Here is a 15,977-nt window from a genome sequence, read left to right on the forward strand (position 1 = left end):
GGCTGTAATGATTGATAGCCACTGCCATTTAGATTTTGATGCCTTTGATATAGATAGAAATGAGGTGCTAAATCGTTGTTCACAACTGGGTATTAAAAAAATTATCATCCCAGGGACTCAAGCTAGCCGCTGGCAGTCCCTTATTGAACTGTGTGAAAGCTCATCAATGTTAGAGTATGGATTAGGCATACATCCATATTTTATTAACCAAAGTGAACAAGCCCATATTGATAACCTGATTACTTTAATTGAGCAGCATTCAATGGTCAGAGCGATTGGGGAGATTGGTCTCGACTTTCATGATACTGACCAGCACAACGAAAACAAACAACAAGACTTCTTTACTCAGCAACTCACTATAGCCAAGCATTACAAACTACCTGTTATTGTCCATCACCGCCGTTCACACAATGAAATTATTCGCACCTTAAAGCAGCAAAAATTTCAGCAGTCAGGGGTGATACACGCTTTTTCTGGCAGTTATCAGCAAGCTAAAAGTTATTTAGATTTGGGCTTCAAACTGGGGTTTGGTGGCGTTATTACCTACCCCAGAGCTGGCAAGACCAGAGATGTCCTAAAACAGCTCCCACTGAGTGCAATTGTATTGGAAACTGATGCACCGGACATGCCCATTTGCGGCAAGCAAGGACAACGGAATAGCCCAGAGTATTTACCTGAAATAGCGCAGCATATTGCCGTTATTAAGAATGTTGGCGTTGAAGAGGTGATTGAACAGACTAGCGTTAACAGTTGCGAGCTCTTTGCTTTGAATGACTAGACAAAAACACCAGGGCCTAGCTTTGTGAGTTTTTGATTCCCTTAGGTTCTGTTGGATTTGCTTACTTTTTCATAATGCCGAAAGCGCAATTTATAGTAAGCTCGAGTGAGCAATAACCCCACCAAACCCGCTACCAACATTAGCATCAAAAGCTGTTTATAAATTTGATTCTGATATTCTAGGTGGTAGAGCATTACTTGTTGTTTATCTAGTAACAATCTTACGTAACCTAACAATTTATCTTCTAAAAAAACTTCTTCCACAAACACTAAAGGAAATTCATCTTCAATTAGATAACTTGCTAGTACAGAAGCATTTTGCTCATTACTTTCAACCACTTCACCTAAACGGTTATAAACTGAAACCCCTGCGACATGCTGGTCTTGAGATAATAAATTGATATACCGAAGAATTTTATCATTTTGCTGTTCTTGTAAATGGGGAGCAATAATATCGGCTGTGAATTTGGCCAAGCTGCGACCTAGTTGTGACGATTGATTGTTGTGCCAATTTTGTGACTGTTCGGTATTTAACAACCATATGTTCACACAAATAGCTGCCGCTACCACTAATAAGGTGAGGTTCGCTACTCGTTTGAAAATTGAGTAATTGCTGGGGACTTTTTGGGCTGAATCAGCCAATCCGAACTTTGTCATATCCATGGCGTAGACAATAAGACAATTTGCCACGTTTGCCAATATTAGTTGTTGTTTTATTTATTAATTTGAACTCAGTTAGTTAATTGTTCTAAGTCATAGGGATATCTTATTGCGTCACCTATTGAAATCGGTAAAATCCCTGTCCTAATTAATAATCCGGTGGGTTAATTGTGCTTTCGACCAAATTATCAAACGAAGAATGGCTATCGGCCAAATATTTGACCAATCTTCACCATAAAAATGTGAGTTTCACCTTATCTGACGAACAGCAAATTGAATTAGCTGAGAGCAGCGAGATCTGTACACAACAACTTATCCTTTTTTCAGAGAGTTTGAATTTGGAAAAGTTGTATCAAGTGCAAACTGCATTGGCGGATGTGATAAATATTTTGGTATTTCAACCAGGCTACGAAGGAAATAGCGGTTGCGTTTATGAAGCAGAAGTGGAAGTTACAAGTTCTGCAGACTTAGCGGCTGTTATCGAATCCGCTGCTGTGAAGTTTCAAGTGGATATTAGTTTCCTGAAACAACGTCCCACGCTAGCTGAGCCAGGTTTGTTATTGATGGATATGGATAGCACAGTCATCGGTATTGAATGCATTGATGAAATTGCAAAGCTGGCAGGGGTTGGCAAGCAAGTATCAGAAGTGACTGAATTAGCCATGCAAGGTAAGCTTGATTTTGCGCAAAGCTTGAATAGCCGTGTAGCGTGTTTAAAAGGAGCCAATGAATCTATTCTTAAACAGGTACGCGATGGAGTTCCAATTAACCCTGGGATCAGCCGTTTGTTAGCTAAACTTAAAAAAGCTAACTGGAAACTGGCTATAGCGTCAGGAGGCTTTACCTTCTTTGCTGATTATTTAGCAGAACGTTTGAATTTAGATTATGCCATTTCCAATCAACTCGAGATTGTCGACGGTAAGTTAACGGGCAAGGTAGACGGGGAAATTATTGGTGCTCAAAGTAAAGCCGATACCCTGAACCTATTGGCACAGCGCTATCAAATTGATGCTTCACAAACCATTGCTTTAGGTGATGGCGCCAATGATTTGGTAATGATGGAGCAGGCAGCATTGGGTGTGGCTTATCATGCTAAACCCGTTGTTCGTCAGCAAGCTGATGCAGCTCTAAGATTCTGTGCTGCTGATGGGCTGTTAGCCTTGTTGAAGAGTTAGCCTTGAGAATAAAGTAATCTGTTAATCCATTAACTTAACAGACGTTTAGAACTTACTTTGATCCCTTTAATACATCGTGACCAACAAAAGAAAATAATTATGTCTAACTCTGAAAATACCGCCGCTAACCTTGACACTTCGCTACTGGCGAATGTGCGAATTGTGTTGGTGAATACATCTCATACTGGCAATATCGGTTCTACCGCTAGAGCTATGAAAACCATGGGGTTAAGTCAATTAGTTTTAGTTGATCCTATCGATAAGCCCGATGGCAAAGCGAGCGCTCTTGCAGCAGGAGCGGGTGATGTATTAGCTAATGCAAAAATAGTCTCTACCCTTGAAGAAGCCGTGCAAGACTGTGGTTTAGTGGTGGGCACAAGTGCCCGTTCAAGAACCTTGCCTTGGCCAATGCTTGAGCCAAGAGAGTGCGGCGAAAAGCTCATTGGCGAAGTGCAGAAATACCCAGTAGCCTTGGTTTTTGGACGTGAGAATAATGGCCTAAGTAATGAGGAATTGCAGCAATGTCATTTCCATGTATGTATTCCTGCTAATCCAGAGTATAGCTCTCTCAACTTAGCCGCGGCAGTGCAAACCCTGTGTTACGAAATTAGAATGGCTTTTTTAAATCAGTCACGTATTAAAAGTGAACCAAATGAATACCCTTTGGCTGATGACCTAGAGCGTTTTTATAGTCATTTGGAACAAACCCTTTCAAAAACGAATTTCATCATTCCCCAACATCCCGGTATGGTGATGACCAAATTAAGACGTCTGTTTAATCGTGCCCGTCCCGAAACCCAAGAACTGAATATTTTAAGGGGTATTTTGGCTTCAGTGGATAAATCGATTAAAGCCAAAGATTAGGAAATCTCTAAGTAAAACTATGTTTGAGCGAATAAAAGAAGATATTCAAAGTGTATTTCATCGCGATCCAGCAGCACGTACAACCTTTGAAGTACTGACTAACTATCCGGGTTTGCACGCAATCTGGTTGCATCGTCTCGCTCATAAATTATGGAAATCTAATTGGTTGTGGCTTGCACGCAGCATTTCAACATTTTCACGCTGGTTGACGGGCATAGAAATCCATCCAGGAGCCACACTAGGACGTCGTTTTTTTATTGACCACGGTATGGGAGTAGTCATTGGTGAGACGGCAGAGATTGGTAACGATGTCACCCTATATCATAGTGTTACTTTAGGCGGAACAAGCTGGAACGGTGGAAAACGCCATCCTACCTTAGAAGACAATGTGGTGGTGGGAGCGGGCGCTAAAGTCCTTGGACCTATTACTATGCATAAAGGCGCAAAAGTTGGCTCTAACTCAGTGGTGGTTAAAGATGTACCCGAAAATGCCACAGTAATCGGTATTCCTGGCAGAATAGTCGTACAAAAACAGCAAAAAGATCAGGATAAACATCAGCGCCGTGATAAAATCGCGCGCAAATATGGCTTTGATGCTTACGCGGTCGCCCCAGATAACCCAGATCCCGTGGCGAATGCCATTGGTGTTATGTTAGATCATGTGCATTTGATTGACACCAAAGTGGAAGAAATGTGTAAAGAAATTAATAAAATGGGCGGCACTGTGTGTGGAGATTCATTACCTTCTATTAATTTAGATAACTTTCAAGACTCTGATCTTGTTGATGATTTTCAAAAAGAAAAGGATGCATTTGATCCATCCATCTAAACATTACTTTTTCTAAGTAATACCTGACTAAATTACTAGGTCTAATACTTGACTAAATTAGTCAGGTATGTGAAAATTCACAGTATCTTGTTAACTGGTATTTTCTATGAAACTAACTTCCAAAGGCCGATATGCCGTAACTGCTATGTTAGATGTTGCATTACATTCTCGTAGAGGGCCGGTCTCGTTAGCCGATATTTCGGAGCGTCAGGAAATTTCATTGTCATATTTAGAGCAATTGTTTTCGCGCTTAAGAAAAGAAAATCTTGTACAAAGTGTTCGTGGACCAGGCGGTGGCTACAAATTAGGTCGTGTACCTGAAGAAATCGCAGTAGGTGAAGTTATACGTGCTGTAGACGAATCAGTGGATGCAACACGATGCCAAGGCAATTCAGATTGCCAAGGCGGAGAGCGATGCCTTACTCATAGCCTGTGGCATGATTTAAGTGAGCGAATCAGTCAATTCCTGAACAATATTACGTTAGGTGAACTTATGGACAAACAAGACGTAAAAACGGTTGCAGGAAGACAAGACAGAACTAAACAACTTAATACTGTTGTTGCAAATGAAATTGAAATTAGCTTGCAACTATAAGTGGAGCCAAAAATGAGCAATATTAATTTACCTATCTACTTGGATTATTCGGCAACCACTCCGGTTGACCCTCGTGTAGCCCAGAAAATGATGGAATGTTTAACCCTTGAAGGGAATTTCGGTAATCCGGCCTCTCGGTCCCATAAATATGGATGGATTGCTGAAGAAGCCATCGACTTGGCTAGAAATCAAATTGCTGAATTGGTGAATGCTGATCCGCGCGAAATTGTATTCACTTCAGGTGCTACAGAGTCAAATAACTTAGCTATCAAAGGTGCGGCTCACTTTTATAGTAAAAAAGGTAAGCACATTATTACCCTTAAAACTGAACACAAAGCAGTGTTAGATACCTGTCGTCAGTTAGAGCGTGAAGGGTTTGAAGTAACTTACATGGATCCAAAACCAAATGGTCTGTTGGATTTAGAAGAGTTTAAGGCAAATTTACGTCCTGATACTGTATTGGTCAGTGTTATGCACGTGAATAATGAAATCGGGGTGATTCAGGATATTCAACAAATTGGTGAAATTTGTCGAGAAAACAAAACCTTGTTTCATGTAGATGCCGCCCAAAGTGCAGGTAAAATTGAAATTGATTTACAGGCATTGAAAGTCGATTTAATGTCGTTTTCAGCTCACAAAATATATGGTCCAAAAGGCATAGGCGCTTTGTATGTTCGTCGTAAGCCTCGGGTAAGAATTGAAGCCCAAATGCATGGCGGTGGACACGAACGTGGTATGCGTTCAGGTACCTTGGCGACTCATCAAATCGTGGGTATGGGTGAAGCTTTCCGTATTGCTAAAGAAGAAATGGTTGAAGAAAATGCGCGCATTTTGAAACTGCGTGACCGTTTGTGGAATGGTTTAAAAGACATCGAAGAAGTTTATTTAAACGGTGACCTTGAACAGCGTATTACAGGTAACTTAAATGTGAGTTTTGCCTATGTTGAAGGTGAGTCATTAATTATGGCGCTTAAAGATATGGCCGTGTCTTCTGGTTCAGCTTGTACGTCAGCAAGTTTAGAGCCGTCTTATGTGCTTCGAGCATTGGGACTAAACGATGAGTTAGCTCACAGCTCTATTCGATTCAGCATTGGTAGATTTACCACTGAAGAAGAAATTGATCACGTGGTTAGTGTGGTGCAAAACGCCATTGATAAACTACGTGAAATGTCACCGCTTTGGGATATGTTTAAAGACGGTGTGGATCTGACTAAAGTTGAATGGGTTCACCACTAGTTGGTGAATCGTTTAAATTGGAATTAACGCGAGAAATCGTAATTTAAGAGGTAAGTAACATGGCTTACAGTGAAAAAGTAATCGATCATTACGAAAATCCACGCAACGTTGGTGGATTTGATAAAAACGACCCAACTATTGCTACTGGAATGGTGGGTGCGCCTGCCTGTGGTGATGTGATGAAATTGCAACTTAAAGTAGGTGAAAACGGTTTAATCGAAGACGCCAAATTTAAAACTTATGGTTGTGGTTCTGCTATCGCATCAAGCTCATTGGTAACAGAATGGGTTAAAGGTAAGACTTTAGATGAAGCTGTAACCATTAAAAATACAGACATCGCTGAAGAGCTTGCTTTACCGCCGGTAAAAATCCACTGTTCTATTTTAGCGGAAGATGCAATTAAAGCCGCTGTGGAAGATTACAAATCTAAGCATTCTAAAGCTTAATACACGAAGTGATAGGAGCCAGTTTTGGGAATTAAAGTGTCAGACGCCGCTGCAAAGCGAGCTAGAACATTCTTAGAAAGCCGTGGAAAAGGAGTTGGTTTGCGCCTTGGTGTAAAAACGACTGGTTGTTCCGGCCTCGCTTATGTTTTGGAGTTTGTCGACGAACTAAATGCTGATGATGAAGTATTTGAAGACAATGGTGTTAAAATTATCATTGATGGAAAAAGCTTGGTTTATCTTGACGGTACAGAACTAGACTTCGCGAAAGAAGGGCTTAATGAAGGATTTTTATTCAATAACCCGAATGCGAACGGTGAATGTGGTTGCGGCGAAAGCTTTAATGTTTAGAGCGTTTATTCTCAACTTTTGTACTAATCAATTGATAGAAAGAAAATAAAGCTATGAATTTCTTTACGCTTTTTGGTCTTCCAGAAACATATCATATTGATACCGTTAAATTAGCCAACGTTTATCAATCGTTGGCTAAAGTGACCCACCCAGATAGATTTTCCAATGCGGGTGGTCAAGAAAAACTCATGGCCGTGCAAAAGAATGCACAGGTCAATGACGGGTATCAAATTCTCAAAAATCCTCTATCTCGCGCTGAACATATGTTGGAACTTCGAGGGATTTCGCTGCAACATGAAACCCAAACAATGCAAGATTCAGCATTTTTAATGCAACAAATGGAATGGCGCGAACAATTATCCGAAATTGAAACTGCCGGCGACCCCGAGCAAGTTTTAGAAGCTTTGGATGAAGACGTTGCGATACATACCAAGCAGCATTTTAAGGCGTTACAAGAATTACTCGATCAACAAACAGACGACGCGAATAATCTAGCCGCAGCTGAAGTCAGAAAACTAAAGTTTTTGAATAAGTTACATAAAGAAATTGAACTGAAAGAAGATGCGTTGTTTGACGATTAGCGCGACTGCGATTCACTAAACATTAAAAAGCGAGTTAGAATCAATTATGGCATTATTGCAAATTGCTGAGCCGGGTCAGGCGGCTGCACCACATCAACGTAAACTAGCCGTTGGAATTGATCTGGGGACCACCAATTCTTTAGTTGCCACTGTACGCAGTGGTTCTGCCGAAACATTACCAGATCAATTAGGACAACACATTTTACCTTCGGTTGTTCAGTACACCAACGATGGAATTGTCGTCGGTGAGCAAGCCAAACTTTCAGCAAACTTAGATCCAGCCAACACCATAATATCCATCAAGCGTTTGATGGGAAGAAGCTTACAAGATATTCAAAGTCAGTATGCAAATTTACCCTATGAATTTGTTCCTAATAATGAGCAGGTATCTATCCAAGTACCTGGCGCGACAGTTAATCCTATCCAAGTTTCAGCGCAAATATTAGCTAATTTAAAAGCCCGTGCCGAAGACTCCTTAGGTGATGAGCTAACAGGGGCAGTGGTAACCGTGCCCGCTTATTTTGATGATGCCCAAAGGCAAGGTACAAAAGACGCAGCACAATTGGCTGGTTTACACGTTTTACGCTTATTAAATGAACCTACCGCTGCCGCAATCGCCTATGGTTTAGATTCCGGGCAAGAAGGTGTGATCGCCATCTATGATCTAGGTGGCGGTACCTTTGATATTTCTATTTTGCGTTTATCAAAAGGTGTCTTTGAGGTTTTAGCCACTGGTGGCGATACGGCATTGGGCGGCGACGATTTCGACCAACTGTTGTTTGAACATATTTGTCAGCAAGCAAACTTGCCTAAGGATATATCCAAAGGATTAAGGCGTCGTTTACTTGATGATGCGAAACAAGCGAAAGAAGCCCTAAGCAACGACTCGGCGGTTGATATTGAATTTAGTGATGATAATGGGGAGTCCCATCAAGTTGTCATAAGTTGTATGACGTTCGAGGCATTAATTGAACCCTTGATTAAAAAGTCATTGCGCGCTTGTAAGCGAGCAGTCAAAGATGCGGAAATCGACATCGATGAAGTACTGCAAGTTGTGATGGTCGGCGGCTCAACTCGTGTGCCTATGGTTCGACATAAAGTGGGTGAGTTTTTTGGTAAAACGCCTTTAACCTCTATCGATCCAGACAAAGTCGTTGCCATAGGTGCTGCTATTCAGGCAGATATTTTAGCTGGCAACAAACCTGATAGCGAAATGTTGTTATTAGATGTGTTACCCCTTTCTTTGGGGATAGAAACTATGGGTGGATTGACGGAAAAAATCGTTGCTAGGAATACCACCATACCCGTTGCAAAAGCGCAGGAATTTACTACCTTCAAAGACGGTCAAACGGCGATGATGGTGCATGTATTACAAGGAGAGCGAGAGTTAGTGAAAGATTGCCGCTCCTTGGCTAAATTTAACCTAACAGGCATTCCGTCAATGACTGCTGGTGCGGCGCATATTCGGGTAACTTTCCAGGTAGATGCCGATGGTTTACTAAATGTAACTGCCATGGAAAAGTCCACGGGTGTTAAGGCGGAGATTCAAGTTAAACCCTCATACGGTCTCAAAGACGAAGAAGTAGCAGAAATGCTCAAAGATTCAATGCAATATGCCAAACAAGACATGCAAGCTAGAATGCTGAAAGAGCAGCAAGTGGAAGCGACTAGGGTTGCTGAAACTCTGAATAGCGCACTGCAAAAAGACGGTGACGAACTGCTAAGTGAAGAAGAAAACGCAGCAATTAATAGTGCATTGTCTTATATGCTCAAACTGGCCCAAGGTGAGGATATTGAAGCCATTAAACAGGCCATAGAAAAAGTCGACAGCATTAGTCAAGCATTTGCCGCTAGACGAATGGACAAGTCAATTAATCAAGCACTGACTGGTCATTCAGTTAACGATATTTAAGGAGCAGTAATGCCACAAATTATATTTTTACCCCACGCAGAATTGTGTCCAGATGGCGCTGTTTTAGAAGGCGACAAAGGAACCTCAGTTTTAGATGTTGCCCTGAAAAATGGCATTGGAATTGAACATGCTTGTGAAAAAGTTTGTGCATGCACCACTTGCCATGTGCTTATCCGAGAAGGATTAGATTCATTAGGTGAAGCTGATGATCTAGAAGAAGATATGTTAGATAAAGCTTGGGGTCTTGAACCTGAATCTCGTTTAGGCTGTCAGGCTGTTATCCAAGATGAAGATTTGGTTGTAGAAATACCTAAATACACAGTTAATCAGGTTAGTGAAGGGCATTAATTTCACTCGCTAGATTTACAGCAAAAACCCGGAATTCAATTCCGGGTTTTTTCGTTTTAAAGGCTGCCAACGACAGCCATTATTTTTAGGGGCTTTATATTTCAGTGACTTGGTAAACCGTTACTGTTCCACTGACTTCATTGCCGATAATTAATAAGGCGTTGCCATTTGGACTTTGTTCGGCGGACACAAACTTGATGCTCTCTGGACCAAGGTCGCCAGATTCGGCTACCTCAGAACAGTCCATGCCTTCGGCTGTATCACATGGATTATCCAAATCGTCATCTAATTCAAAATCAGTGTCAAAATCACGGTTATTGTAATGGGCAACAAACGCCACGTTGAATGGGTTAGTAACATCGTAGGTGAATAAGTCACCGGAGCGCTCTAAACCAATAAACGCATAAGTACGTCCATTTATTTCGCCCACAGCTATAGCTTCAGGCTCACCACCTTTATCATCGGAGCGATTATCTCCTTTGTTTTCAGTATGGGCGCTATTAAAATCATCACCCAAAATAGCAGCTGAGATTTTTTCGAAGTCATCACCCGAGTCGAAGACTTGATTGACATTTTGGTCCCAAATTGAAAACGAACGGCCGCCATAAGCATAAAGAGCTTCGTACACACCATCTTGGTTTGCATCACCCAATACTGTGGTGACTTTTAGACGACCTAAACCATCATCTGCACCACTGGCGTCATAGATTGCTTGTAGCTCATCGGACAGCAACATATTCATCTCATCAGGATCAACGATATCTTCTACACGCACTTCTTCAGAGTATTCGTCCCAATCCCGTGAGTCACCTTCATTTGCCGATAAAATAAAAGTCGCGCCATTCCATTGGTAACTGGCGATGGTGTCGGGTTGGTACATGCCATATAAACCCGCTACGCTGCTGAAACTTGGCAATTCATCTTTGTTAGTGAAGTCTAATTCAAATTGGCTCCAATCTTTAAAGCCCAATGCTTTGACTTCGATGGTCATATCATCTAAATCGATAATGCCAATTCCATTCGCTTCTTGTAAGGAAACATAAGCCGTTTTGCCATCGTCACTTATGGTTATGTACTCGGGCTCTATATCTTGAGCCACGGTCGTACCTTCTGGACTTGAGAACTTGATGCCCATAGCACTAAGTAGCGCCCTGCGTTCTGCATCGGTATCGAAGTCTTCTTCATCTAAGGTATCATTTGAAAACACCATATCTGTGGATAAATTGATGACGTCAGCCACATCTGCGGGCACTCCATCTGCAATATTAACCACTGAGATACTGCCTTCAGGATCTACTGCATAATCTGTGTCTGGCTCACCTTCGTTGGCAACGAGGACTAGACTGCCATCTTCACTGAATGTCACCATGTCCGGCAGCGCGCCTGCTAAAACGGCTTTGACAAAGCTAGCCTGGCCTAGGGCATCTAAGCTATAAAACAATATCGCTCCGTTATCTGTTTTGGATTCACCTTCTACTGCAAGGGCCAACATATCACCGTTTATGGCAACAGAGTTCGCTACACCAAGTGCGACGGTTTGCTCAACCCCGTCAGTATCTTTAACGGTGACACTACTAGGGAAGGTGAAAGCTTGTGAGGTTAAACTGCTATCTGTAATCGGATTGCCTACAGCTGCGGTCGGCAAACTACCTAGGGATATCACTTCAACTTGGTTTAGTGCGGCATTAATGGCAAAGGCGGATTGAGAACTTGCATGGAATTGCACAATTTCTGCAGCACTCTTACCGTATATCTCTTCGCCGCCGGCTGAAAATCTGCCAACTACTTCAATGGCTAATTCACGGGGTAAGCTTTGACCGTCTAGTCCGTCAGAACCATCAGTTCCATCTATACCTGCGGTACCTTGGGCACCTGTTGCGCCATCTTGACCATCTTCACCATCAAGAGTACATCCACCTAAAGCGGTTACTACCGCTAATGCAACTAGACCTAGTTTTAATTTTTTTAGCTGATCTTTCATTATTATTCCAAGTTAGACATCTGTGTTTAAAATCAGCCGATTACCTTAAGAGTTGGAAATTAAATATTTGCGACACTTGTGTGAAGTAATTGTGACGATTTACCACGGGATTGCCCAAACCGTTCTGTTTTGTAAGGCTTTTTGGGTAGTTTTTTGCAGCACTGTTGATCTTTTGTTACAGCTTAAATAAAAATATTTAATCAAATTGTCAGATAAATTAGTCATTGAGGGCAAAGTTGCATATAATCCGCGCGGAAATTTTAGCAAATACTTTTTTATATGTAATCGGAGACCTGTCAATGGCCTTAGAACGTACTTTTTCAATCATCAAACCAGACGCTGTAGCAAAAAATGTTATCGGTGCGATCTATAATCGTTTCGAGTCAGCGGGTTTACGCATCGTTGCTTCAAAAATGGTGCACTTAAGCAAAGAACAAGCAGAAGGTTTTTACGCTGAACATAGTGAGCGTCCTTTCTTTAATGCTTTGGTATCTTTCATGACATCTGGCCCAGTTATGGTTCAGGTTTTAGAAGGTGAAAACGCAGTTTTACGTCATCGTGAAATCATGGGTGCAACTAACCCAGCAGAAGCATTAGCTGGTACTTTACGTGCTGATTATGCTGCTTCTATCGACGAAAATGCAGTTCACGGTTCTGACGCAACAGAATCAGCTGCTCGCGAAATTGCATACTTCTTCTCTGACGAAGAAATCTGCCCACGCACTCGATAAGCTAATTGCTTTATTCAAAAGGGGAGCTTTGCTCCCCTTTTGTCGTAGTAAAGTTAGCTTATAAAATGTACAATCTAGTTAGTTTGAATTGAGGTTATTTGTTTTATGTCTGTAGTCCATCAAGTGGCTAAAACCAATTTGTTAGATTTTAATCGTCAAGGTATGCGAGAGTTTTTTGCGTCCATGGGCGAGAAACCATTTCGTGCCGATCAAATGATGAAATGGATTTATCAGCAAGGTGAAACAGACTTTGAAAAAATGACGAACCTGAATAAATCCTTGCGGGCGAAATTGATTGAACGCTGTGAAATACGCGCACCAGAAATTGCTTACCAGCAAAATGCCACTGATGGCACTATTAAGTTCGCGTTAAAATTAGAAGGCGGTCAGGAAGTTGAAACGGTTTGGATACCTGATGGAGACCGCGCAACCTTATGCGTATCTTCTCAAGTAGGCTGTGCGTTAGAATGTACATTTTGTTCCACCGCTCAACAAGGTTTCAACCGTAACTTGACTGTAGCTGAGATTATCGGGCAAGTTTGGCGGGTAGCGATCACCATAGGTTTATCCAAAGATACGGCTAAACGACCTATTACCAATGTGGTGATGATGGGCATGGGTGAGCCACTGTTGAATTTAAAACATGTGGTACCAGCAATGGAAATTATGTTAGATGACCTTGGTTTTGGTCTATCTAAACGTAGGGTGACATTAAGCACTTCCGGTGTCGTTCCAGCACTTGATAAGTTAGGTGATATGATTGACGTGGCATTAGCCATATCCTTACATGCACCAACCAATGATTTACGAGACGAAATTGTACCGGTTAATAAGAAGTATCCCATTGAAGAGTTTTTAGCGGGTGTGCGACGTTATTTGGCGAAGTCGAATGCGAATCAAGGTAAAGTAACCGTGGAGTATGTCATGCTAAATGGCATTAACGACAGTACTGACCAAGCTCACTTGTTAGCTAAAGTGCTGAAAGAAACCCCATGTAAAATTAACCTGATACCCTTTAATCCTTACCCTGGGTCGCCTTATACCTGCTCAAGTAATTCTCGAATTGATCGTTTTGCTAAAGTGTTGATGGAATACGGCATAACGGTAGTGGTTCGCCGTACACGTGGCGATGATATCGATGCCGCTTGTGGCCAATTAGTCGGGGACGTTGTTGATCGCACTAAGCGTATGTTGAAAAAACAGCAAAAAGGTCAACAAATTTCAGTAAAAATGGCTAACTAGTTGGATTAGTACCTAACAAGCAGTTAGCATAGGTCAATCTACATAATCCCTAACGTAAGTGAGTTATATGCGTAGTTTTTTGATTATCGCAATGATATTTCTCTCCGCTTGTGTAAGCGAGCCTTTGCCAGAAGGTTTTAAAGCAAGTGATGATTTTGATCCAATCGCAGCGGCAAAAAATAGAATTTCATTGGGTTTAACTTACCTAAAAAATGGCAACTTCAGCCAAGCTAAGTTTAATTTAGATAAAGCCCTAAAATTTGCTCCTCGTCTTGCTGATGCGCATTTTAGTATGGCCTATTATTATCAACAGGTGGATGAAAATGAGTTAGCCGATGAGGCCTACCAAAAAGCCTTAGACTTTGATCCTAAAAATCCAGATATCGCAAACTCCTACGGTGCATTTTTATGTGAAAATGGCCAGTACGAAGAAGCCAAAACCTATTTTCTGAAAGCCGTTAATAGCACGAACTATATTTCCACTGCAGAAACGTATGAAAACCTAGCTTTGTGTAGTCAGAGTCAAGGAGAAATAGACGATGCCCTCACTTATTTACAAAGCTCACTAAACCATCAACCTTCCCGAGCTAAAACGTTGAAGTTATTAGTTGAATTGCAAATGCAACAACAACAATGGGAAGAGGCTAAACTAAACTTACGTCGCTTGGAGAAAACCTCTAGAGTGACCCCTGATACTTTGTGGATGTCGATTATTATCGAACAGGCGTTAAATAATGATGACGTAGCTAAAGGCTATGGCGACATGTTAATTGGTATGTACCCAGCGCACCCTAATACGGTAAAATATATCCAAAATAGACAAAACCTAGCCAATTTAGTGGCCCCCAAAAAGGTCGCTAAAAAATTGACTCCTGAGACCAGCAAAACAAAAAGTAATAGCAATCAGGATACGCTTACAGAGCAACTAAACACTAATCAAAATGTTGAAGTTGACTCTCAAACGCAAACATTAAAAGCAACCACTATGGTTGAACAAAACAAACAAGCCCCTGTGGTGGAAGATTATCCGGTTGACGATTCTCAGGTTCAAGATGACCTCAAAAAAAGCAAGAAAGTCGAGTCGGAACAAGAGGTAGTGGCACAACTAGAACAACAAGAGTCTTTAGAGACTAACCAAGACGCGGTGCAGAAATACCATATTGTAAGCAAAGGCGAAAATTTATATCGTATTTCTTTGAAGTATAATGTCAAAATGCAGCGCCTGATAGATTGGAATAATCTCTCTGATGGCGCATCTATATACGTAGGAAAAAAGTTGATAGTGATTGACCCCCAAGCGGTAGAAAATAAATGACAGTAGAACAGCAAGAACAACCCGTAAATGTGAAAGGACCTGGTGCGATTCTAAAGGAAGCGCGGGAAAAGTTAGGCCTAAAATCTTTGGATATTGCCAATAAATTACACCTTAAAGTGAATATTATTGAATCAATTGAATCAGATGAATACGACCCCAAAATCTCCATGACATTTACCAAGGGGTATTTGAAGCTATATGCAAAACAAGTAAATGTGGATGAACAGGTTATTGTTGAAGCATTTGCGTCTCAAACTGAAATAGAAAAAGAACCCGCTAAATTACAAAGTTTTTCAAAGCGTGTAGCTAAACAAGCCAGTGACGACCGATTAATGTTAATTACTTACGGTATTATCGCTGCGCTACTAGCTTTAGTCGTGATTTGGTGGTTACAACAAGACTCTTCTGATAATACAAATATCGAAACTACTCAGCTTGCGGAGCCTATTGCAGAACAAGTGGCGACAGATGTATCAACTGAAGATAACCTGCCTGATAGCGCCCTAGAGACAGAACTTTCTGAAGAACCTACAGCCGATGATTTGATTATTAGTGCCCAAATTAGCGAAGAAGTTGACGATGCCTCTGAGCAAAATGAAATCAACGAAGATGATGTTGTTGTTGCTGACCTTGCGCAACAAGCTGATGTTGAAATAGCGACGGACGAGCCGCAAAATCCGGCGAACCAAATAGAATTGGTATTTGAATTTTCTGACAATTGCTGGATGAACCTTAAAGATGCGACGGGTGAAGCCATTGCATATGGTGTTAAAAAGCAAGGTCGGGTGATGACTGTTTCTGGGGTTGCACCTTTCGAGGTTACTTTAGGTGCGCCAAGTGTTGTACAGATTCGTTATGATGGCGTGTTAGTTGATATGTCGCGTTTTGAAGCGGGCAAGTCAGCTAAATTCTCATTGCCATTTGCTTCATAGGTTAA

Annotated in this window: 17 protein-coding genes; 15 read left to right on the forward strand and 2 right to left on the reverse strand. The window is 41.5% G+C overall.

The window, feature by feature from the left end; genetic code table 11:
• Positions 1–7: 7 nt before the first annotated feature.
• Positions 8–778 (forward strand): TatD family hydrolase, encoded by a 771-nt coding sequence (locus tag ABJV04_RS07655; protein ID WP_348490825.1) that lies wholly within the window; start codon positions 8–10, stop codon positions 776–778.
• Between the two features lie 41 nt (positions 779–819).
• Here the strand turns inward: ABJV04_RS07655 and ABJV04_RS07660 are convergent, their stop codons facing one another.
• The gene (locus tag ABJV04_RS07660) at positions 820–1,434 is read right to left on the reverse strand and encodes an AhpA/YtjB family protein (protein WP_348490827.1); all 615 of its coding nucleotides are present in this window, start codon (positions 1,432–1,434) and stop codon (positions 820–822) included.
• 173 nt (positions 1,435–1,607) lie between these two features.
• Between ABJV04_RS07660 and serB the strand changes: the two genes are divergently transcribed.
• The 10 genes from serB to fdx all read left to right on the forward strand — a co-directional run bounded on the left by serB (position 1,608) and on the right by fdx (position 9,771).
• Positions 1,608–2,612: a phosphoserine phosphatase SerB gene (gene serB, locus ABJV04_RS07665; protein ID WP_348490829.1), complete on the forward strand. Its 1,005-nt coding sequence runs from the start codon at positions 1,608–1,610 to the stop codon at positions 2,610–2,612.
• A 99-nt stretch (positions 2,613–2,711) separates the two neighbouring features.
• A complete protein-coding gene (trmJ, locus tag ABJV04_RS07670) occupies positions 2,712–3,476 on the forward strand; it encodes a tRNA (cytosine(32)/uridine(32)-2'-O)-methyltransferase TrmJ (RefSeq protein WP_348490831.1) in 765 nt (254 codons plus the stop codon).
• Positions 3,477–3,495: 19 nt separating this feature from the next.
• Complete coding sequence (gene cysE, locus ABJV04_RS07675; protein ID WP_348490833.1) at positions 3,496–4,305, forward strand: serine O-acetyltransferase; 810 nt, start codon at positions 3,496–3,498, stop codon at positions 4,303–4,305.
• 106 nt (positions 4,306–4,411) lie between these two features.
• A complete protein-coding gene (gene iscR, locus ABJV04_RS07680) occupies positions 4,412–4,900 on the forward strand; it encodes a Fe-S cluster assembly transcriptional regulator IscR (RefSeq protein WP_348490835.1) in 489 nt (162 codons plus the stop codon).
• Between the two features lie 12 nt (positions 4,901–4,912).
• Complete coding sequence (locus ABJV04_RS07685) at positions 4,913–6,136, forward strand: IscS subfamily cysteine desulfurase (protein ID WP_348490837.1); 1,224 nt, start codon at positions 4,913–4,915, stop codon at positions 6,134–6,136.
• A gap of 59 nt (positions 6,137–6,195) precedes the next feature.
• On the forward strand, positions 6,196–6,582 hold the full coding sequence (gene iscU, locus ABJV04_RS07690; protein WP_216048147.1) for a Fe-S cluster assembly scaffold IscU: 387 nt from the start codon (positions 6,196–6,198) through the stop codon (positions 6,580–6,582).
• Between the two features lie 24 nt (positions 6,583–6,606).
• On the forward strand, positions 6,607–6,930 hold the full coding sequence (gene iscA, locus ABJV04_RS07695) for an iron-sulfur cluster assembly protein IscA (protein ID WP_348490839.1): 324 nt from the start codon (positions 6,607–6,609) through the stop codon (positions 6,928–6,930).
• 53 nt (positions 6,931–6,983) lie between these two features.
• Positions 6,984–7,511 (forward strand): co-chaperone HscB, encoded by a 528-nt coding sequence (gene hscB / locus ABJV04_RS07700; RefSeq protein ID WP_348490841.1) that lies wholly within the window; start codon positions 6,984–6,986, stop codon positions 7,509–7,511.
• Between the two features lie 46 nt (positions 7,512–7,557).
• On the forward strand, positions 7,558–9,423 hold the full coding sequence (gene hscA, locus ABJV04_RS07705) for a Fe-S protein assembly chaperone HscA (protein WP_348490842.1): 1,866 nt from the start codon (positions 7,558–7,560) through the stop codon (positions 9,421–9,423).
• A gap of 9 nt (positions 9,424–9,432) precedes the next feature.
• On the forward strand, positions 9,433–9,771 hold the full coding sequence (gene fdx, locus ABJV04_RS07710; RefSeq protein ID WP_348490844.1) for an ISC system 2Fe-2S type ferredoxin: 339 nt from the start codon (positions 9,433–9,435) through the stop codon (positions 9,769–9,771).
• Positions 9,772–9,865: 94 nt separating this feature from the next.
• On the opposite strand, the gene ABJV04_RS07715 is transcribed toward fdx, so the two are convergent.
• Positions 9,866–11,752 (reverse strand): choice-of-anchor I family protein, encoded by a 1,887-nt coding sequence (locus ABJV04_RS07715; RefSeq protein WP_348490846.1) that lies wholly within the window; start codon positions 11,750–11,752, stop codon positions 9,866–9,868.
• Between the two features lie 299 nt (positions 11,753–12,051).
• On the opposite strand from ABJV04_RS07715, the gene ndk reads away from it, so the two are divergent.
• The 4 genes from ndk (at position 12,052) to ABJV04_RS07735 (ending at position 15,972) form a co-directional block, all read left to right on the forward strand.
• A complete protein-coding gene (gene ndk, locus ABJV04_RS07720) occupies positions 12,052–12,483 on the forward strand; it encodes a nucleoside-diphosphate kinase (RefSeq protein WP_303470406.1) in 432 nt (143 codons plus the stop codon).
• 105 nt (positions 12,484–12,588) lie between these two features.
• Positions 12,589–13,725: a bifunctional tRNA (adenosine(37)-C2)-methyltransferase TrmG/ribosomal RNA large subunit methyltransferase RlmN gene (locus ABJV04_RS07725; RefSeq protein ID WP_348490848.1), complete on the forward strand. Its 1,137-nt coding sequence runs from the start codon at positions 12,589–12,591 to the stop codon at positions 13,723–13,725.
• 67 nt (positions 13,726–13,792) lie between these two features.
• A complete protein-coding gene (gene pilW / locus ABJV04_RS07730) occupies positions 13,793–15,040 on the forward strand; it encodes a type IV pilus biogenesis/stability protein PilW (RefSeq protein WP_348490849.1) in 1,248 nt (415 codons plus the stop codon).
• Positions 15,037–15,972, forward strand: a complete 936-nt coding sequence (locus ABJV04_RS07735; RefSeq protein WP_348490850.1) for a RodZ domain-containing protein — start codon at positions 15,037–15,039, stop codon at positions 15,970–15,972. The genes pilW and ABJV04_RS07735 overlap by 4 nt, the downstream gene beginning before the upstream one ends.
• Positions 15,973–15,977: the final 5 nt, after the last annotated feature.

The sequence above is a fragment of the Aliiglaciecola sp. genome (assembly GCF_039982535.1).
Classification (GTDB): Bacteria; Pseudomonadota; Gammaproteobacteria; order Enterobacterales; family Alteromonadaceae; genus Aliiglaciecola.